The organism is Amycolatopsis kentuckyensis (assembly GCF_041679295.1).
Lineage (GTDB): Bacteria > Actinomycetota > Actinomycetes > Mycobacteriales > Pseudonocardiaceae > Amycolatopsis > Amycolatopsis kentuckyensis_A.
The window spans coordinates 724808-743430 of the sequence record NZ_JBGDMD010000005.1 but is presented as its reverse complement, the minus strand read 5'-3'; the positions used below and the strand labels follow the sequence as shown (position 1 = coordinate 743430).

General features: G+C 72.5%; 22 protein-coding genes. 12 read left to right on the top strand and 10 right to left on the bottom strand.

Annotation, left to right across the window (positions count from 1 at the left end; all coding sequences use genetic code 11):
- Positions 1 to 213 carry an antitoxin gene (locus ACERZO_RS24270; RefSeq protein WP_444843229.1) on the bottom strand — a complete coding sequence of 71 codons (213 nt, stop codon included), beginning with the start codon at positions 211 to 213 and terminating at the stop codon, positions 1 to 3.
- A 175-nt stretch (positions 214 to 388) separates the two neighbouring features.
- On the opposite strand from ACERZO_RS24270, the gene add reads away from it, so the two are divergent.
- Positions 389 to 1366 (top strand): adenosine deaminase, encoded by a 978-nt coding sequence (gene add / locus ACERZO_RS24265; protein WP_372667013.1) that lies wholly within the window; start codon positions 389 to 391, stop codon positions 1364 to 1366.
- Here the strand turns inward: add and ACERZO_RS24260 are convergent.
- Complete coding sequence (locus ACERZO_RS24260) at positions 1344 to 2711, bottom strand: vWA domain-containing protein (protein WP_372667012.1); 1368 nt, start codon at positions 2709 to 2711, stop codon at positions 1344 to 1346. The two genes, add and ACERZO_RS24260, sit on opposite strands and share 23 nt — an antisense overlap.
- A complete protein-coding gene (locus ACERZO_RS24255) occupies positions 2708 to 3589 on the bottom strand; it encodes an AAA family ATPase (protein ID WP_372667011.1) in 882 nt (293 codons plus the stop codon). The genes ACERZO_RS24260 and ACERZO_RS24255 overlap by 4 nt, the downstream gene beginning before the upstream one ends.
- A gap of 63 nt (positions 3590 to 3652) precedes the next feature.
- Here ACERZO_RS24255 and mgrA point away from each other — a divergent pair, with 63 nt between their 5' ends.
- The 4 genes from mgrA to ACERZO_RS24235 all read left to right on the top strand — a co-directional run bounded on the left by mgrA (position 3653) and on the right by ACERZO_RS24235 (position 6582).
- Positions 3653 to 4681 (top strand): L-glyceraldehyde 3-phosphate reductase, encoded by a 1029-nt coding sequence (gene mgrA, locus ACERZO_RS24250; protein WP_372667010.1) that lies wholly within the window; start codon positions 3653 to 3655, stop codon positions 4679 to 4681.
- Positions 4682 to 4766: 85 nt separating this feature from the next.
- On the top strand, positions 4767 to 5432 hold the full coding sequence (locus ACERZO_RS24245) for a TetR/AcrR family transcriptional regulator (protein WP_372667009.1): 666 nt from the start codon (positions 4767 to 4769) through the stop codon (positions 5430 to 5432).
- 17 nt (positions 5433 to 5449) lie between these two features.
- A complete protein-coding gene (locus ACERZO_RS24240) occupies positions 5450 to 6310 on the top strand; it encodes a TIGR03564 family F420-dependent LLM class oxidoreductase (protein WP_372667008.1) in 861 nt (286 codons plus the stop codon).
- Positions 6307 to 6582, top strand: a complete 276-nt coding sequence (locus ACERZO_RS24235; RefSeq protein WP_372667007.1) for a cyclic-phosphate processing receiver domain-containing protein — start codon at positions 6307 to 6309, stop codon at positions 6580 to 6582. The genes ACERZO_RS24240 and ACERZO_RS24235 overlap by 4 nt, the downstream gene beginning before the upstream one ends.
- Here the strand turns inward: ACERZO_RS24235 and ACERZO_RS24230 are convergent.
- On the bottom strand, positions 6579 to 7130 hold the full coding sequence (locus tag ACERZO_RS24230) for a sigma-70 family RNA polymerase sigma factor (RefSeq protein ID WP_372667005.1): 552 nt from the start codon (positions 7128 to 7130) through the stop codon (positions 6579 to 6581). The two genes, ACERZO_RS24235 and ACERZO_RS24230, sit on opposite strands and share 4 nt — an antisense overlap.
- On the opposite strand from ACERZO_RS24230, the gene ACERZO_RS24225 reads away from it, so the two are divergent.
- The gene (locus ACERZO_RS24225) at positions 7129 to 7887 is read left to right on the top strand and encodes a hypothetical protein (RefSeq protein ID WP_372667004.1); all 759 of its coding nucleotides are present in this window, start codon (positions 7129 to 7131) and stop codon (positions 7885 to 7887) included. The two genes, ACERZO_RS24230 and ACERZO_RS24225, sit on opposite strands and share 2 nt — an antisense overlap.
- A gap of 28 nt (positions 7888 to 7915) precedes the next feature.
- Here the strand turns inward: ACERZO_RS24225 and ACERZO_RS24220 are convergent, their stop codons facing one another.
- A complete protein-coding gene (locus tag ACERZO_RS24220) occupies positions 7916 to 8656 on the bottom strand; it encodes a DUF427 domain-containing protein (protein ID WP_372667003.1) in 741 nt (246 codons plus the stop codon).
- Positions 8657 to 8798: 142 nt separating this feature from the next.
- On the opposite strand from ACERZO_RS24220, the gene ACERZO_RS24215 reads away from it, so the two are divergent.
- Positions 8799 to 9956 (top strand): ROK family transcriptional regulator, encoded by a 1158-nt coding sequence (locus tag ACERZO_RS24215; RefSeq protein ID WP_372667002.1) that lies wholly within the window; start codon positions 8799 to 8801, stop codon positions 9954 to 9956.
- Positions 9957 to 10019: 63 nt separating this feature from the next.
- The gene (locus ACERZO_RS24210) at positions 10020 to 10334 is read left to right on the top strand and encodes a nuclear transport factor 2 family protein (RefSeq protein ID WP_372667001.1); all 315 of its coding nucleotides are present in this window, start codon (positions 10020 to 10022) and stop codon (positions 10332 to 10334) included.
- On the opposite strand, the gene ACERZO_RS24205 is transcribed toward ACERZO_RS24210, so the two are convergent.
- Positions 10318 to 10824, bottom strand: coding sequence for a PaaI family thioesterase (locus tag ACERZO_RS24205; RefSeq protein ID WP_372667000.1), 507 nt, complete (start codon positions 10822 to 10824; stop codon positions 10318 to 10320). The genes ACERZO_RS24210 and ACERZO_RS24205 overlap by 17 nt on opposite strands.
- 123 nt (positions 10825 to 10947) lie before the next feature.
- On the opposite strand from ACERZO_RS24205, the gene ACERZO_RS24200 reads away from it, so the two are divergent.
- Genes ACERZO_RS24200 through ACERZO_RS24190 form a run of 3 tightly spaced genes read left to right on the top strand, consistent with a single transcriptional unit; the run spans position 10948 to position 14462 of the window.
- Complete coding sequence (locus ACERZO_RS24200) at positions 10948 to 11316, top strand: ArsR/SmtB family transcription factor (RefSeq protein ID WP_372666998.1); 369 nt, start codon at positions 10948 to 10950, stop codon at positions 11314 to 11316.
- Positions 11317 to 11325: 9 nt separating this feature from the next.
- Positions 11326 to 12054 (top strand): HAD family hydrolase, encoded by a 729-nt coding sequence (locus ACERZO_RS24195; RefSeq protein WP_372666997.1) that lies wholly within the window; start codon positions 11326 to 11328, stop codon positions 12052 to 12054.
- The gene (locus ACERZO_RS24190; protein ID WP_372666996.1) at positions 12054 to 14462 is read left to right on the top strand and encodes a glycoside hydrolase family 65 protein; all 2409 of its coding nucleotides are present in this window, start codon (positions 12054 to 12056) and stop codon (positions 14460 to 14462) included. Before ACERZO_RS24195 ends, ACERZO_RS24190 begins: the two co-directional genes overlap by 1 nt.
- 4 nt (positions 14463 to 14466) lie before the next feature.
- On the opposite strand, the gene ACERZO_RS24185 is transcribed toward ACERZO_RS24190, so the two are convergent.
- On the bottom strand, positions 14467 to 14649 hold the full coding sequence (locus ACERZO_RS24185; protein WP_372666995.1) for a hypothetical protein: 183 nt from the start codon (positions 14647 to 14649) through the stop codon (positions 14467 to 14469).
- A 40-nt stretch (positions 14650 to 14689) separates the two neighbouring features.
- Positions 14690 to 15634 carry a Ppx/GppA phosphatase family protein gene (locus ACERZO_RS24180; protein WP_372666994.1) on the bottom strand — a complete coding sequence of 315 codons (945 nt, stop codon included), beginning with the start codon at positions 15632 to 15634 and terminating at the stop codon, positions 14690 to 14692.
- Between the two features lie 225 nt (positions 15635 to 15859).
- On the opposite strand from ACERZO_RS24180, the gene ACERZO_RS24175 reads away from it, so the two are divergent.
- Complete coding sequence (locus tag ACERZO_RS24175; protein WP_372666993.1) at positions 15860 to 16444, top strand: class F sortase; 585 nt, start codon at positions 15860 to 15862, stop codon at positions 16442 to 16444.
- A 123-nt stretch (positions 16445 to 16567) separates the two neighbouring features.
- Here the strand turns inward: ACERZO_RS24175 and ACERZO_RS24170 are convergent, their stop codons facing one another.
- On the bottom strand, positions 16568 to 17608 hold the full coding sequence (locus ACERZO_RS24170; protein WP_372666992.1) for an LLM class F420-dependent oxidoreductase: 1041 nt from the start codon (positions 17606 to 17608) through the stop codon (positions 16568 to 16570).
- Between the two features lie 86 nt (positions 17609 to 17694).
- Positions 17695 to 18612, bottom strand: coding sequence for a YhjD/YihY/BrkB family envelope integrity protein (locus ACERZO_RS24165; RefSeq protein WP_372666991.1), 918 nt, complete (start codon positions 18610 to 18612; stop codon positions 17695 to 17697).
- Between the last annotated feature and the right edge of the window lie 11 nt (positions 18613 to 18623).

Here is an 18623-nt window from a genome sequence, read left to right as displayed (position 1 = left end):
CTACCGGGCGGCCGGTCCCGGGCGGCCGTCCGGCCCCGTCACCGAGCTGACCTTGCGGACCGCGCCGGCGATCTGCTGGTGGTACTTGCCCTTGGTCTTGTCATCGACGAACTTCGCGGCCTTGCCGACGACCTGGTTCACCTTTTCGGGGTTCTTCTTGGCGTACGCCCGGGCCGCGCCGGCAGCGCCGGCCAGCATGGTCAGCTTCTTCATCAGAGGCACGGTGGCCCTCCCTCATCGGTTCCGGTCATCCTGACAACGCGGACGAACCACCCGGAGGTTCCCCGTGTGACGGCGGCCAAACCCCGGGCGCGGAGAGTGACCGGCCCGTGACCGGCTCCGGAAAATGCCGCGCGGGCCGCCACCACGCGCCTCTAGGCTCGCGATCATGCGCGACCTGGCGGCCCTGCCGAAGGCCCACCTGCACGTCCACCTGGAGAGCACGATCCGGCCGGACACCCTGCGCGAGCTGGGCGAAGCCAACGGCGTCGGCGTCCCCGCCGAGGCGCCGGTGTTCGACGGCTTCCGCGCCTTCGCCGACTACAACGCGCTCATCCGTTCGTGTCTCCGGCGGCCCGAAGACTTCGAACGGATCGCTCGCGAATACTGCGAAGACGAAGTCGCCCAGGGCACGCGCTACGCCGAGATCACGTTCACCGCGGCCTCGCACGGCGAACGCCTCGGCGATCTCGCGATGCCGCTCGAATCCGTCCTCAAAGGACTGAACGAGAGCACGGCCGGCCTCGGCTGGCGGCTGCTGCTGGACCATTCGCGACGCCGTCCGGTCGACCGCGCCGAGCGCACCCTCGACCTGGCGCTGAAGTACGGCGAAGTGTTCGCGATCGGCATGGCGGGCGAGGAAAACCACTCCCTCCGTCCCTTCGCGACGGTCTTCGAAAAGGCCCGCGCGGCCGGCCTCCGCCTGTTGCACCACACCGGCGAGGACGCCGGCCCGGACAGCATCCGCGAAGCCCTCGACGTCGGCCGCACCGAGCGGCTCGGCCACGGCATCCGCGTCCTCGACGACCCGTCGCTCGTCGCGGAAGTCCGTGAACGAGGCCTGGCCTTGGAGGTCTGCCCGTCGTCGAACGTGACGCTCGGGCTGGTCCCGTCGCTGCGCGAGCACCCGCTCCCCCGGCTCGTCGAGGCCGGGCTGACGGTCACGCTCAACACCGACGTCCCGTCGGTCACCGGCGCGAACCTCGCCGCGGAGTACGCGCGCGTCCGCGACGCCTTCGGTTACGACGACACCGCGATGGCCGGCTTCGCGCGGGCGAGCGTCACGGCGTCCTTCGCACCCGAAGCGACGAAGCGAAAGGCCCTCGAAGACATCGACGCCTGGCTCACACCGGCAGCAGGCGGGTGACCAGCGTGCTGAGCTGGTGCACCGTGCGGCACTCGTGCATCTCGACGACCTCGGCGTACTCCAGCGCCGCCGAGTCGCCGGTCGACCACAGGGACCGCCGCTCGGGGTTCAGCCAGTAGACGTGCCGGGCGCGGGCCTTGATCTCGCGGACGGCGTCGAGGTTGGGATCGCCGCCGTTGGTGCGGGCGTCGCCGAGGATCAGCACCGACGTGCGCGGGCCGACCGCGTCCAGCCAGTTCGCGGTGAACTGGCGCAGGGAGCCGCCGTAGTCGCTGTGGCCGTCCCAGCGCACCAGCGCCGCTTCGGACAGCATGCGCGCGCCCAGGTGCTCGGGGTCGGCGACGCCGGTGGTGACCAGGTGGGTGACCTCGTCCGCGCTGTCGACGAACGCGAACACGCGGATCTTGCTGAACTGGTCGCGCAGCGCCTGCACCAGCAGCATCGTGAAGTTCGCGAAGCCGGCCACCGAGCCCGAGAGGTCGCACAGCAGCACGATCTCCGGCCGGCCGGGCCGCCGGTGGCGGTAGGCCGGGCGCAGCGGGACCCCGCCGGTCGAGAGCGACCTGCGCAGCGTGCGACGCAGGTCGATCTGCCCGCGCGTGGTCCGCTTGCGGCGGGCGGCGAGGCGCGTCGCGAGCTTGCGGGACAGCGGCTGGATCGTGCGCCGCAGCTCGGCGAGCTGGTTGCGGCTGGCGATCAGGAAGTCGACACGGTCGGGCGCGGGTGCGATGGCGTGCTTGGCGACGCGCTCGCGGCCGCGGACCTCGGCGGCGCGCCGGCGCGCCTCGGTGCGGACCTGGCCGCGGAAGCCTTCGACGCGGCGGCGGATCTCGTCGCGGTCGAGCCGGTCGGTGAACTCCCCCCGCGCGCCGCCGCCGCGCACCGCGGCCAGCACCCGCGCGATGAGCGTCTGCGGCTGGAGCCGCTCCAGCGTCTGGTGGGCCGAAAAGCCACCGCCGGGTCCGGACGCCGAGCCGTACTGGCCCAGCATGTCCACCGCGAGCCCGGCGAGCTGGGCCAGCGCCTGCTGGTCACCGTCGGCCAGCGCCGTCGCGAGTTCCGCGCGCAGCTCCTCCAGCGTCGAGGGCTGGTCCTCGCGGGCCCGCTCGGGCGTGCCGATGCCGGCCGGGAAGTACAGGTCGAAGGCGGCGTCGAAGACCGCGCGCTGCCCGCCGCGGCGGACCAGTGCCGCGGCCAGCCCCTCCCGGACGAGCGAGCGGTCGTCCATGCCGAGGACTTCCAGCGCGGCGGCGGCGTCGACGGTCTCGGCGGGGCCGGCCGGGATGCCCTGCGCCCGCAGGGCCCGCACGAACGACGCGAGCCGCTCCGGCACGCCGCCGGTCACGACGCGTCCAGGACCTGTTCGAGCTTCAGGCCGGCGCCGGCCTTGGCGATGTCGTCCTGGTGCTTGAGGACGACGCCGAGGCTCTCCCGCACGACCTGGTCGTCCAGGGTCGAGGCGCCGAGCGCGAGGAGCGTGCGCGCCCAGTCGATGGTCTCGGCGACCGAAGGCAGCTTGCGGAGGTCCATCGCGCGCAGGGCGGCGATCACCCGGACGACGGAATCGGCGAGCGCGGCGTCGATGCCCGGGACCTTGAGCCGGACGATGTCGCGCTCGAGGTCCTCGTCCGGGAAGTCGATGTGCAGGAACAGGCACCGGCGGCGCAGCGCCTCGGACAGCTCGCGCGTCGCGTTGGAGGTCAGCACGGCGAACGGCGCGCGAGTCGCGGTGATCGTGCCCAGCTCCGGCACGGTCACCTGGAAGTCGCCGAGCACCTCCAGCAGCAGGCCCTCGACCTCCATGTCGGCCTTGTCGGTCTCATCGATCAGCAGCACGGTCGGCTCGTCCGACGAGATCGCCGTCAGCAGCGGGCGGCGCAGCAGGAACTCCTCGCCGAAGATGTCGGTGCGGGCCTGCTCCCACGTCTCGTCGCGGCCGGCGGTGATCCGCAGCAGCTGCTTCGCGTGGTTCCACTCGTACAGCGCGCGGGCCTCGTCGATGCCCTCGTAGCACTGCAGGCGCACCAGCCGTGAGCCGCTGACCTGGGCGACGGCCTTGGCGAGCTCGGTCTTGCCGACGCCGGCGGGCCCCTCGACCAGCAGCGGCTTGCCGAGCCGGTCGGCGAGGAACACGGTGGTCGCCACGGCCGTCGACGCCAGGTAGCCGGCTTCGGCCAGCTTGGCCGACACGTCGTCGACGGAGGTGAAGAATCCGGTGCCCACCACGTGCCTCCTAAGCGGTCGCTCACCAGGAGCGTACCCGACCTTCGGGCTAGCATCGGCCGCGTGACCTACGTTGCCGCTTCCGGCCGATACGAAACGATCCCCTACCGCCGCTGCGGGCGTTCCGGGCTCAAGCTGCCCGCGATCTCGCTCGGGCTGTGGCACAACTTCGGCCACGACCGGCCGCTGCAGACCCAGCGCGACATCACGCGCCGCGCGTTCGACCTCGGAATCACGCACTTCGACCTGGCCAACAACTACGGCCCGCCCTACGGCTCGGCGGAGGAGAACTTCGGGCGGCTGCTGGCCACCGACTTCAAGCCCTACCGCGACGAGCTGGTGATCTCGACAAAGGCCGGCTACGACATGTGGCCCGGCCCGTACGGCGAGTGGGGCTCCCGCAAGTACCTGCTGTCCTCACTGGACCAGTCGCTCGGCCGGCTGGGCCTGGACTACGTCGACATCTTCTACTCCCACCGCTTCGACCCCGAGACGCCGCTGGAGGAGACGGTCGGGGCGCTCGACGCCGCCGTCCGTGCCGGGAAAGCGCTTTACGTCGGGATTTCGTCCTACAGCTCGGAACGGACCGCCGAGGCCGCACGGCTCCTGCGCGAGCTCGGCACGCCGCTGCTGATCCACCAGCCGTCGTACTCGCTGCTGAACCGCTGGATCGAAGAGGACGGCCTCCTGGACACCCTCGAAGAGGTGGGCGCCGGCTGCATCGCGTTCTCGCCGCTCGCCCAGGGACTGCTGACCGACAAGTACCTCAAGGGCGTCCCCGCGGATTCGCGCGCGGCGCAGGGGAAGTCGCTCGACCCGGACACGCTCGACGAGAACCGCCTGAACCGCGTCCGCGCGCTCAACGACATCGCTTCCCGGCGCGACCAGTCGCTGGCGCAGCTGGCGCTCGCGTGGGCGTTGCGCGACAGCCGCGTGACGTCGGTGCTGATCGGCGCCAGCAGCGTGAAGCAGCTGGAGGACAACGTCGGCGCGCTCGGGAACCTCGACTTCTCCTCCGAGGAGCTGACCGAGATCGACGGGCACGCGACCGACGCGGACATCAACCTCTGGAAGCGGTCCTCGGACTCCTGAGGCCCGGCGGCGGGGCGCTGCGCGCGTCCCGCCCTTTCCGGCCCGACGTTTGACCAAATTTCGAACTTGGTCATATGATGACCGCATGCCTCCTGCCGAAGACCGCGCCGAACGGGCCGAGCGGATCCTCGACGCGGCCGCCGGACTGCTGCTGCGGGCCGGCTACCGGCGGACGACGATCGAGGACGTCGCCGAGCGCGCGGGTGTCGGCAAGGGGACCGTCTACCTGCACTGGAAGAACCGCGAAGAGCTGTTCCTCGCCGTCCTGCTGCGGGAGTCCGTGCGCAGCATCGAAGACCTCGTCCGGGCGGTCGACGCCGACCCGCTCGCCGCGCGGCTGTCGCGGCTGACCGAGGTCCAGTACGCGAACGTGCTGGGGCGGCCGCTGCTGCGCGCGGGGTACGCCGATGACGCCGACACGCTCGGGAAGCTCCTGCCGAAGCTGCACGCCAAGCTCGACCCGCGCCACGACGAGGCGTTCGTCGAGTACCTCGAACTGCTGGCGGAGAACGACCTGCTGCGCACCGACCGGCCGGCCCGGGAGCTCGCCGTCGCCTACCGGGCGGTGCTGCACGGGTTCCTCGTCGGTGCTCCCCCGCCGACCCCCGCCCTGATCGCCGACACCATCGCGCACGCCTTCGAGCCGGTCGCGGTCTCGACGATGCGGCTGCGGGCTGTCGCACCGCGGGTGGTCGCGCTGTTCACCGAATCCGCCGCGCTCGACCGGAAGCAGCTCGAGCGCGCGTACTGAAAAACTGGGAGGACACCATGCGCACCGGCATCCTGATCGACGAACTGGGCGTCGGCTTCGACGGCATGCGCGCGCAGGCGCGCGAAGCCGCGAAGCTCGGCTACCGCACGCTCTGGCTGGCACAGCGCGGCGGCTGGGACGCGCTCACGGCGTTGCCCGCGCTCGGCGTGACCGGCGTGGAACTGGGGACGTGCGTCGTGCCGACGTACCCGCGCCACCCGATCACGATGGCCGCGCAGGCGCTGACCGTCCAGGCCGCGACCGGCGTGCCCGTCCACCTCGGCGTCGGGCTGAGTCATCGGCACATCGTCGAGCAGGAGTTCGGGTACTCCTACGACCGCCCGCTGCGGCACCTGCGCGAGTACCTCGAAGCGCTGAACCCGTTGCTGCGCGGGGAAAAGGCGGACGTCCACGGCGAAGCGCTGACGGCGTCCGGCGGGCTGACCACGCCCGGCGCGGCCCGGCCGGCGGTCCTGGTCGGCTCGGTGAGCCCGGGCTCGACGCGGCTGGCGGGCGAGCTGGCGGACGGCGTGATCACGACGTGGGCCGGCCCGCGGGCGATCGGCGAGTTCGTGGTGCCGGCCCTGGGCGACGGCCGCGTGGTCGCCGGCCAGCTGATCTGCGTGACGTCCGAAGTGGACGAACGCCGGTCGTGGGTCGAGGAGACCTACGGTGCGGCGGCACAGGTGCCCGCCTATCGGTCCATTTTGGACCGCGATGGATACGCACGCGTGTCGGACAGCGTCCTCGTCGGCGACGAGGAAACCGTGCGCCGGCAAGTGAAGTCGCTCGAAGACGCCGGCGCGACCGAGCTGCTGGTGATGCCGTTCGGGTCACCCGCGGAGCAGGCCCGCACCCGCGAACTGCTCGCCGCATGACCGGTCTCTGGGTGGACGACCTGCGGCCGGCCCCGCCGGGCTGGACGTGGGCGAAGACGAGCGCCGCGGCGATCGAGCTGCTCGCCGCCGGCGAGTTCACGGCGATCTCCCTCGACCATGACCTGGGCGGCGACGACACGACCCGCCCGGTGGTGCTGTGGCTGTGCGAAAACGACCGTTGGCCACCGGAAGTGCGCGTCCACACGGCCAACCCGGTGGGCCGGGAGTGGCTCGTCGGGATGGCGCGGCGCTACGGTCCGGGCGTCCGCTAGCCCGTACCCCGGGCCCGCCGGGCCTGGATGAGGTCGTCGCGGGCGCGGGCGACCCGGGAGCGGACGGTGCCGACCGGGCAGCCGCAGACGTCGGCGGCCTCGGCGTAGGACAGGCCGAGGACCTGGGTCAGCACGAGGACTTCGCGCCGCTCGGGCTCCAGGCCGTCGAGCAGCAGGCCCAGCTCGACGAGCTCCTCGAAGCCGGCCGCGGGATCGCGGGTGCGCTCGGCGGCGGCTTCCCAGTCGGTGTCGGCGATCTTCGGGCGGGCGCCGGCGGCCCGGATCTGGTCGACGACGACCCGGCGCGCGATGGAGAGCAGCCACGTCCGGGACGACGAGCGTCCGGCGAAGCGGCGAAGGCTGCCGAAGGCGCGAAGGTAGGTCTCCTGCGTCAGGTCGTCGGCCGCGGCAGCATCGGTCAGGTGGGCGAGGAAGCGCCAGACGTCGGCCTGCGTCTCGCGGACCCACTCTTCGAGGGCACGCCGGTCGCCCCGGCCGGCGGCCATCGCCAAGCCCGTGACGCGTTCGTCGTCTTCACCGCGGGTCATGGTCCGGAACCTAGCAGTAACCGGGAACCGGCGGGACCCGCCGTCCGACTACTGGGAGGTGAAGTGCGAGGAGTGCCGCGAAGGGCTTTCGGCGCGGCTGGACGGCGAGGACGAGCCGGTGGGCGTCGACCGGCACCTGGAGGCCTGCGCGGCGTGCCGGGAGTGGTTCGCGGCCGCGTCCGGCCTGCGCCGGGCGATGGTGCTGCGCGCGGCCCCGCCGGTCCCCGACCTCACGGCGGCGATCCTCGAGGGCACGCCGGCACCGTCCGGCGAGGGCTGGGGGCCGCGGATCGCGCTGGCCCTGGTGGCGATCGGGCAGCTCGGCCTGGCGTTCGCGCAGCTGCTGGGCACGGACGGCGGGCACGGCGCCGCCCACCTCGGCCACGAGAGCGGCGCGTGGAACCTGGCGATCGGCATCGGCCTGCTGACGGCGGTCCTGCGCCCGAAGACGGCGGGCGGGCAGCTGCCGGTGCTGGCCGGGTTCGTCGGGGTCCTGCTCGTGCTGTCGGCGGGTGACCTGGCGGCGGGCCAGGTGACGCTGGCCCGGCTCGCGACGCACGTCCTCGTGGTGGCGGGCCTGGTGCTGCTGTGGGCGGTCCACCGAGGTCACCGCGACCACGGCGGCGCACCGCTCCCGGCGGCGACGGCCGACGACGGCGGCGGCCCGACCGTGTCGGGGTCCACTGTGGACGCCCCGGCGGCCCGGCCGCGGCCGCGCGTCTTCCGGCGCCAGGCCCACGGCCGGCACGCGGCCTGACGTATAGGCCGTTATACGAGGTGGGGGCTCAGGCGAACTTCGTCTTCGGCCGGTCCTGCCGCACACCGTCGACGAACACGTCGACCTTCTCGTCGAGGAACGCCACCAGGCCGGCGACGCGGGTGCTCTCCGGCAGCGGCGTCGGGTAGCTCCACGCGAGGTCCTCGTGCCCGCTCACGTCGAAGTGCTCCGCGGCGCCCTTGTACGGGCAGTGCGTCACGGTGTCGATCTTGTCCAGCAGGTCCATCCGGACGTCCACGCGGGGCAGGTAGTAGCGGGTCGGCAGGCCGGTCTCGAACAGCAGGTGCGGCCGCACCGTGTCGGCGACCGTGACGCCGTCGACCTCGATCCGCACGTGACGCGAGCTCGGGAGGATGTCGACGCGCACGCCGGGGTCGCGCGGGTGCGTGAAGATCTGTTCGTCCTCTTCGAACCAGTCGAAGGCGCCGAACTCGAAGCGGACGTGGTCCCGCAGCTGGTCGATCGGCGAATCCGGGTATTCCAGCGCGCCGTCCACCGCCTCGGCTCGGCCAACCTTTATCGTCGACAGAACACCTTCTCCGCGGCTGGGCGAGTGCGACGTCCGGCCGGAGGGGGCGAGAACGCCGCTCACGACGTCCGCGCGCGGGAAGTAGTACGTGGGGTAGTACGGGACTTCCCACACCAGAAGGGGGTGCACGGTGTCCGCGACGACCTGCCCGCCGAGGAACACCCGTACCCGCTTCGCGCCTTGTGCCACGCGGACCCGGCCGCGTACCGGAGTGCTCATGCCCCGGTCAACGGGTCCCGAAGCGGGCGTATTCCGGCGAAACCGGGGCGCGGACGGCTAGCGTGGCAGGAAGCACGAGGACGAGTGGAGGCGGGCACGGGTGGCCGGCGTAGATGCTCCAACGGTCGGGACCCCCGCCGGGATGCGCAAGATCAACCAGCGGGCGGTGCTCGACCTGCTGCGCCGCAGCGGGGCCGCGACCCGGCCCCAGGTGGCGAAGGAAACCGGGCTGTCGAAGCCGACGGTGAGCCAGGCCCTGCTGGCACTCGAAGCCGCCGGGCTGGCGCGCCCGACCGGGCAGACGTCGACCGGCACCGGCCGCTCGGCCGTGCTGTACGAGGCCGACCCGACCGCGGGGTACGTGCTGGGCGTCGACATCGGGCGCGAGCACATCCGCGTCGCGGTGTCGGACCTCGGCCGCGGGATCGTGGCCCGCCGCGACGAACGCAACACCGCCCGCTCCGGCGCCGCGCTGGTGACGGCGGTCGGCAAGATCGCGGCTTCGGCCGTCGCGGAGGCACGGCTGTCGGCCGCCGACATCGTTGTCCGCGTGGTCGGCTCCCCCGGCGTCGCCGATCCGGAGAAGCGCTGCTTCCGGCACGCGCCGAACCTGCCGGGCTGGGGCCGGGCGGGCCTGATCGACGACCTCGAGGCCGCGCTGGGCCCGGACCTGATGGTGGAGAACGACGCGAACCTGACGGCGGTCGGCGAGGGCGAGAGCGGCGCCGCGCGCGGGGCGTCGGTGTTCGGCTGCATCACGATCGGCACCGGCGTCGGCATGGGCATGATGGTCGACGGCCGGGTGTTCCGCGGCGCGACGGGCGCGGCCGGCGAGATCGGCTACCTGCCCTACGGCCGCACGCGGTCGTCGTCGGAGGACGGCACGCCGCCGGCCCGCGGCCACCTGGAGGAGGCGACGGCGGCCCAGTCGGTGGTCCGCGGCGCCCGCGAACTCGGCCTGGGCACGGCGAAATCGGCCCGCGAGGTGTTCCGCCTGGCCCGCGAGGGCGACGAACTGGCGAAGCAGGCGCTGGAGGCGGAGGCGGACCGGCTGGCGTACACGGTGGCCTCGGTCGCGGCGGTGATCGACCCGGAGCTGATCGTCCTGGGCGGCGGGATGGGAACCGCGGCGGACCTGCTGCTGGAGCCGCTGGACCGGGCGCTGCGGGCGTTCACGCCGTTGGTGCCGAAGGTGGTCCAGGGCGAGCTGGGCGAGGACGCGGTGCTGACCGGCGCGATCAGTGTGGGGCTGCGGGCGGCCGAAGGGCTGGTCTTCGACCGCCGCGTGGGTGCCGTTTAGGCTCCCCAGCTGATTACCCCTGACGTAATCGACCGCGGAGCCCCGGCAGCCGACCATGGGCGCATGAACGAAAACCGCAAAATCGTCCTAGGCTGCCTCGAGAACCTGTTCGTACACAAGGACTTCGACGCAGCCAAAGCCGCGCTCCACCCCGATTTCGTCACCCACAGCCCCGGCCTGCCCAACGGCCGCGACGCCTTCGCCGACGCCGTCAAGAACTCACCACTGGCCGGCGCGACCGCGGAAATCGAGCACGTCGTCGCGGAGAACGACCTCGTCGTGGTGCACCTGCACGTGGCCGGCACGGCCGTCGTCGACATCGTGCGCGTCGAGGACGGGCTGCTCGTCGAGCACTGGGACGTCAAGCAGAGCGGGTGATCACGCACGTCCCCGACGCCGTGGCCAGCAGCTTGCCCTCGGCGTCGCGGATCTCCCCTTCGGCGAACGCGATCCGCGAGCCCTCCTTGACGACGCGGCCGGTCGCGCGGATTTCGCCGCGGCCCGCGTGGATCGCGCGCAGGTAGCTCACCTTCAGCTCCACCGACGAGTAGCCGACGCCGGCCGGCAGCGTCGTGTGCACCGCGCAGCCGACCACCGAGTCCAGCATCGTGGCCGCGACCCCGCCGTGGACCATCCCGATCGGGTTGTACAGCGACTCGTCCGGCTCGGCGACCGCGACGACCTCGCCGTGGCCGATGTGCTCCCAGCGCAGCCCGAAGTGCGCGGCGATCGGCGGGCCGGGGACGCGGCCCTCGGCGACGGCGGTCAGGTAGTCGAACCCCGACATGGTGGCGCCGAGCCGGGCCGTCGCCAGGGGGTCCTGCCACGTGATGGTCTTCGAACGGACCTGCGCTTCGACGTCGGTCATCCCGGCTCCTCGACTATGACAACTGTCTTAATCGCAGCTTCGCCCGCGCGGCCGCCGCCGTCAAGCGCGGCGTGACCCAGGCCACCGGTGGTCCGCCCGCGGGCCGGGTGGAATCATCCGGGGGTGAGCACCGACCGCAAGCTGATCGACCCGGAACGCGTCGCGGCGGCGGTCGACGGGCTGGGCGACCGCGCCGTCATCGACGAGTGGGCCCAGCGCTTCTCCGTCGTGGCCGACCCGTCCCGGCTGGCGCTGCTGGTCTCGATCCACTACGCCCGCGAAATCAGCGTCACCGACCTCGCCGCGGTCACCGGCATGACCGACACCGCGGTGTCGCAGGCCCTGCGGCTGCTGCGGGCGCACGGGCTGGTCACCGCGCAGCGCACCGGACGCGTCGTGCGCTACCGGCTCGCGGACGCGACCGTGCACGAACTCATCCACCGGGTGCGCCCGCACCCCCAGGAGCCCACCCCCGATCGGGGTGACCGGTAGCGTGCTCGCATGACGGGATTGCCCGAGACCATCACCGCGTGCCTGTTCGATCTCGACGGAGTGCTCACCGGTACGGCCGTACTCCACAGCGAAGCCTGGAAACGGACTTTCGACGAATTCCTGCGCGCCCGCGACGGTGCTGACTTCCGTGAGTTCACCGCCCAGGACTACGCGACCTTTGTGGACGGCCGCCCGCGTGCCGACGGAGTCCGCGAATTCCTGCGCTCGCGCGGCATCGAGCTGCCTGAAGGCACCCCCGACGATCCGCCGGACGCCCCGACCGTCAACGGCGTCGGCAACCGCAAGAACGAACTGGTCCTGAAGATCATCGACGAACGGGGCGTCAACCCCTACCCCGGCTCGATCCGCTACCTCGAGGCGGTCAAGGCCGCCGGCCTGCGGATCGCCGTGGTGACGTCGTCCGCGAACGGCGCCAAGGTGCTCGACGCGGCGGACCTGAGCAAGTACGTCGAAGCCCGCGTCGACGGGCTCGTCATCCGCGAACGCGGACTCAAGGGCAAGCCCGCGCCGGACTCGTTCCTGGCCGGCGCCGCGGCGCTCGGCGTCGAACCCGCGCACGCGGCGGTGTTCGAGGACGCCCAGTCCGGGGTCCAGGCCGGGAAGGCCGGCGGCTTCGGCTACGTCGTGGGTGTGAACCGGGCCGACCAGGCCGCCGAGCTGAAGGCGCACGGGGCCGACATCGTCGTCGACGACCTCGCCGACCTGCTGGAGGATTGATGACCGAAGAAGAACCCCGCGGCTACGAGTGCTCGCCGTGGGAGCTGCGCTGGCGCGGCATGGACGTCGACGCGCTGCAGCGCACCGAGTCCGCGTTCGCGGTGTCGAACGGGCACATCGGGCTGCGCGGCACGCTCGAGGAAGCCGAGCCGCGCGGGCTGCCCGGCACCTACCTCAACGGCTTCTACGAGCAGCACGAACTCCCCTACGCCGAAGCGGGCTACGGCTACCCCGAAGAGGGCCAGACCGTCGTCAACGTGACCGACGGGAAGATCATCCGGCTGCTCGTCGAGGACGAACCGCTGGACATGCGCTACGGCGCGGCCACCGCGCACGACCGCGTGCTCGACTTCCGCAAGGGCACGCTGAGCCGGACCACCGAGTGGTCGTCGCCGACCGGGCGGCGCGTGCGAGTGCGCACCGAGCGGCTGGTGTCGTTCACCCAGCGCGCGATCGCCGCGATCCGGTACGAGGTCGAGCCGCTCGACGAGGACCTGCAGCTGGTCGTCCAGTCCGACCTGCTGGCCAACGAGCCGATCGAGTCCGACACCAGCGACCCGCGGGTGGCCGCCGCGCTGAACTCGCCGCTGGTCGGCGAGTTCCACCGCGCGTCGGACTACAACGCCGTGCTGGTGCACCAGACCCGCCGCTCGGGGCTGCGGATGGCCGCGGCGATGGACCACAAGATCGAGGTGGACGACGGGATCCGCGCCCGCATCCACTCCGAGGAGGACCTCGCTCGGCTCACCGTCGCGGTCGACGTGCCGAAGGGCGGGCGGCTGCGCATCACGAAGTTCCTCGCCTACGGCTGGTCCGCGCAGCGCTCGGTGCCCGCCCTGCGGTCGCAGGTCGAGGCCGCGCTCGCGGGCGCGCGCCAGACCGGCTGGAAGGGCCTGGTCACCGAGCAGCGGCAGTTCCTCGACGACTTCTGGGCCACCTCGGACATCGAGGTCGAGGGCGATCCCGAGCTGCAGCAAGCGGTGCGCTTCGCGCTGTTCCACCTCCTGCAGGCCGGGGCCCGCGGCGAAAGCCGCGCGATCGCCGGCAAGGGCCTGACCGGGCCGGGCTACGACGGGCACGCCTTCTGGGACACCGAGTCGTTCGTCCTGCCGGTGCTGACCTACACGATGCCGGACGCGGCGCGCGACGCCCTGCGCTGGCGGCATTCCACAATGGACAAAGCGCGGGAACGCGCGCACCAGCTGGGGTTGCGCGGCGCGGCGTTCCCGTGGCGGTCGATCAACGGCGCCGAGTGCTCGGCGTACTGGCCGGCGGGCACGGCGGCGTTCCACGTCAGCGCGGACATCGCCGACGCCGTCCTGCGGTACCTCAACGCGACCGGCGACGAGGAGTTCGAACGCGACTACGGCACCGAGCTGCTGCTGGAAACCGCGCGGCTGTGGGCGTCGCTCGGGCACCACGACCGGCACGGCGACTTCCGCATCGACGGCGTCACCGGGCCCGACGAGTACTCGGCCGTGGCGGACAACAACGTCTACACGAACCTGATGGCGCGCCGGAACCTGCTGGCCGCCGCGGAGTCGTGCGAGCGGCACCCGGACGTGGCGGCGCACTTCGGCGTCGACACCGTCGAGCTGGACACCTGGCGCGCGGCCGCCGCGGCGATGTACCTGCCGTACGACCAGGAGCTCGGCGTGCACCCGCAGTCGGAGGGGTTCCTCGACCACGACGAGTGGGACTACGAGAACACCGACCTCGCGCACTACCCGCTGCTGCTGCACTACCCGTACTTCGACCTCTACCGCAAGCAGGTCGTGAAGCAGGCGGACCTGGTGCTGGCGCTGCACCTGTGCGGCGACTCGTTCAGCCCGGAGGAGAAGGCCCGCGACTTCGCCTACTACGAAGCCCGGACCGTGCGTGACTCGTCGCTGTCGGCGGGGACGCAGGCGGTGGTCGCGGCCGAGGTCGGGCACCTTGACCTGGCCTACGACTACCTCGCCGAAGCGGCGCTGACCGACCTGCACGACGTGCACAACAACGTGCGCAACGGCCTGCACATGGCGTCGCTGGCCGGGGCGTGGCAGGGCGCGGTGGCCGGCTTCGGCGGCCTGCGCGACCACGGCGGGACGCTGGCGTTCGCGCCGCGGCTGCCGGCGCAGCTGGACCGGATCACCTTCCGCCTGATGTTCCGCGGCACGCGGTTCCAGGTCGAGATCGACCGCGACCAGGCGACCTACCACGTGCTGGACGGCGACCCGCTGGAAGTGCTGCACCACGGCGAGCGCATCACGCTCACCGCGGAGCCGGGCCGGTTCGCGATCCCGAAGATCGACGCCGGCGAGCCGCCGGTGCAGCCGCCGGGCCGCGCCCCGATGCGGCGTGACTCGGAGAAGGTGCGCCAGTACGCGGAACCGGCGAACCCGATCAGCGAGGTCTACTACGGCTGAGCCGTCACTGCGGGAGGTCGCTCGCGGCCTCCCGCCCGGGTGGGGCCGGGATCTCCTCGGTCCCGCCCGGGCTGACGTCCGGGTCGGGCGCGGTCGGCACGTCGTGCGTCAGCTGACCGGGTTTCGGCAGCTTCGGGAGTTCTTCGTCTTCGTCGTCCAGGGCGTGGATGCGCTGCTGCTCGCTCATGCTCTCCGGAATACCCGGTTTTCCCCGCCACGGCCAGAGGTCAGGCGGCGACGCCGTTGGCCGCCTTCTCCCGCGCGCGGTCCTGCAGGGTGAGCAGCAGGCCGTCACGGGTCGACCAGGGGCAGATCGCGACCTTGCCGCCGGCGACCGTCAGCAGCGCCTCCGCGACGATCGCGCCCGCGAGCGCCTGGTGCGCGCGGCTGCGCGAGATGCCGGGCAGCTTCGCGCGCTTCGACGGCGGCAGCCCGGCGAGCCGCGGGATCCAGGCGCGCAGGTCTTCGAGCCGCAGCTCCTTGCACTTGTTCGGCCGCGCCCCGGCCAGCCGCGCGAGCTGCTGCAGCACCTTCGAGCAGCCGACGACCGTCGGGTCGTCGACGTCCGCGGCGCCGAGCGTGGTGGTCACGACGTCGAGCGCGTGCGCGCGCAGCGCCTTGACCTGCTTGGTCGAGACGCGCTCGCCCGGCAGCCAGTCACGGGTCATCGACCGCGCGCCCAGCGGCAGCGACCGCGCGAAGGTGGCCTGGTCGCCGCGGCCGGCCGCGAGTTCGACCGTGCCGCCGCCGATGTCGAGCACCAGCAGCGGGCCGGCCTCCGCGCCGTACCAGCGGCGGGTGGCCAGGTAGGTCAGCTCGGCTTCGCAGCGGCCGGAGAGGAACCGCAGCTCGACGCCGGTTTCACCGGCGACGTGCCGGACGACGTCGGCCGCGTTGGCGGCGTCGCGGATCGAAGACGTCGCGAACGGGTAGACGTCGCTCACGCCGTGGCGGTAGGCGGCCGTCATGCCCGCGGCGACGGCGGCCGTGACGTCGGCGATGCCGCGGTCGGTGAGCCGGCCGCGGTCGTCGAGCGCGCGGTCGAGGCGCAGCCGCGTCTGGTGGTTCAGCAGCGGCTCGCGCGGCGAGCCGTCCACCGGGACCACGACCAGGCGGGCGCTGAACGATCCGACGTCCAGTACGCCCACCGCGGGTTCTTCGATTTTTCGCACGACTCGGCGCACCTCGCTTCCGCCCCGGTGGATAACCCCAGTTCGACAGGTCGAAACCGGTAATTCTGCCGGAGTTCGTCTCGGTTCGCCGGGAAATGTCGGATTTACCTCGTCCGGAAGTGCCTTGTTGACATGAAGGTCACAGTGGGGGGCCCGATCGAGTGAACCGGACCACTTCCGGACACGATTCGGTAACGCCCGCTCCCGCGGTCCCGACTTACCGGCGTGCGGCAGGGGAAGCTCGTCGGTCCGGCCGCCGCCGTGCTCGCGGTGGTGGCCGGGCTCGGTTGCGTCCTGCTCGGGGTGACGACGGTGCTCGCGCCGGCCGCCTCGACGGCCCCCGGCGCGGCGGCCGCGGACCGGCCCGCGACGGGCGTCCTGCCGACCGCGCTGGTGATCCCCGACCTGGGGCTCGCCGTGAACCACCTCGTCGACCTCGGCCACGTCGCCGGCCGTCGCGAGCAGCCCGGCACGGCGCTCGGCGTCGGCTGGTTCGCCGACGGACCGGCCCCGGGCGCCCCGGGCGTGGCGGTGCTGTCCGGGCACGCCGGGTTCGGGTTCTCGCGCGGCGCGTTCGCCCGCCTCGGCACCCTGCGGCCCGGCGCGGCGGTCCTGGTCCGCGACGACGAAGGCCGCGAAGCTCGGTTCACGGTCCGCCGGACGGAGACGTTCGCGCCGGACGAACCGGACAGCTCGCTGGTCGCCCCGGAGGGAACGGGCCCGGAGCTGCGGCTCATCACCAGCGACGGCAGCCACGACTTCGCCGGGATGGATTCGCCCCGGGTGGCGGTCTACGCAACGCCAGTCTGACCCGGTGCCGGTTCCGGGAACGTCTTGAATGAGTCATTCAGGACCTCCGAAGACCTGAATGACTCATTCAAGACCTTTGGCGAGCCGGTGCGGCGCGGGTCGGCCGCGGTGGTCCGCCCTCGTTCAGGCGAGCAGGTCGCGGAGCTGGGCCACCGCCGACACCCGCGCCTCGCGGCCGGGCAGCATCGGGTTGACCACGAGCGTCGTCGCGCCGGCTTCCTCGAACGCCGCCAGCCGCTCCTTCACGTACCCCGCCGGGCCGACCAGCGAGATCGAGCGCAGCAGCTCGACCGGCACTGCCGCGGCGGCCTCCTCCTTCTTGCCGTCGAGGTACAGGTCCTGGATCAGCTTCGCCTCGGCCTCGTAGCCGTAGCGGCAGGCGAGGTCGTTGTAGAAGTTCTTGCCGCGCGCACCCATGCCGCCGACGTACAGCGCCACGATCGGGCGCAGGTGGTCGAGCAGCGGCTCGACGTCGTCGCCGATCGCCAGCGCCACGCTGACGAACGTGTCCAGCTCGCCCAGCGCCGGATCGCGCTTCGCCTTGCCGGCCGCGAGGGACTCGCCCCAGACGTCGGCCGCCTTCTCCGGGTGGAAGAAGATCGGCTGCCAGCCCTCGGCGATTTCCGCGGTGAGCGCGACGTTCTTCGGGCCGAGCGAGGCCAGCAGCACCGGGATGCGCTCGCGCACCGGGTGGTTGATCAGCTTGAGCGGCTTGCCGAGGCCGGTGCCCTGCTCCGGCGGCAGCGGGATCGTGTAGTGCTTGCCGTCGTGGACCACGCGTTCGCGGCGCCACACCTGCCGGCAGATCTCGACGATCTCGCGGGTGCGAGCCAGCGGCGCGTCGTACTTCACGCCGTGGAAGCCCTCGATGACCTGCGGCCCGGAGGCGCCGAGCCCGAGGATGAACCGCCCGTCGGAGACGAAGTCGAGCCCGGCCGCGGTCATCGCGGTCAGCGTCGGCGTGCGGGTGTAGATCTGGAAGATGCCCGACGCGAGCTGGACGCGTTCGGTCTTCGCCGCGAGGTAGCCGAGCTGGCTGACGGCGTCGAAGGAGTAGGCCTCGGGAACGAACGCGACGTCGAGTCCCACCTTCTCCAGCTCGACGATGTCCGCCACGCTGTCGGCGAAGCCTCCGGCGTAGTTGATCGCGGTCCCGATCCGCATGGCCACCTCCGTTGCTGAGCAAGCGCTTAGCCGGAGAGCCTACTGGGGCCCGGCGCCTCACGCGGGGACGATGTGCGCGCCGCCACTCAGCGGCCGGTCAGGGTGCGGACCACCAGTTCCGCCGATGCCCCCGCTCCGAGCGTCGTCCCGGCGTAGCGGACGTCGGCAGCGAGCGTGGCCGCCGGTGGGTCGTCGCGGACCGTCAGCCAGACCGTCACCATCAGCAGCCAGCGGACCACCAGGTAGACGAACAGCAGCACGCCGACCAGCGTGCCGAACGCCGCGACCGCGGGCGAGCGGCCGAGCAGGTGCAGGTACAGCCCGCCGGCCTGCTGGAGCGCGGCCAGCCCGACCGCGGCGGCCCCGGCCGGGCGCAACGTCGACCGCAACGGCAGCGGACGGCGCGGCAGGCGGGCCAGGCACCACGCGATGACCAGCCAGTTCGCCGCGAGGCCGAGCAGCAGCGAACCGGCGACGAGGACGAACTGCGCGAACCCGCCGGTCAGCCCGGTCAGGCCGAGCAGCCACGACCCGGCCGCGCCGGTGAGCGCCGCCAGCCCGAACGACACCGCCATCGCGAGCCCGACGCCGATCAGCGCGAGGACGTCCGCGGCGATCCCGCGCAGCAGCGGCCGGGTGGTGCGCTCCTGCCCGAGCATCGCGGTGACGGCGTCGCGGACGTTGCTGATCCAGCTCCACCCCGAGTACGCGGCGACGGTCAGCGCGAGCAGCCCGATCCGCCCGCGTTCGCCCACGACGGTGTGCACGACGTCGTTGACCCGCCCGGCGATCTCCGGCGGCAGCGCGCCGTCGATGACCCGGTCGAGCTCGGCGGCGAGCAGCTGGTCGCCGGCCAGCACGAACCCGGCCACCGACACGGCGACCATGACCAGCGGCACCAGCGCGAGCAGGCTGAAGAACGTGACGGCGGCGGCGTAGTGGTCGCCGTCGCGTTCGCGGTACCGGGCGAGCGTGGCACCGGCACGCCTCAGCGGTTTCTTCACGACGGCTTTCC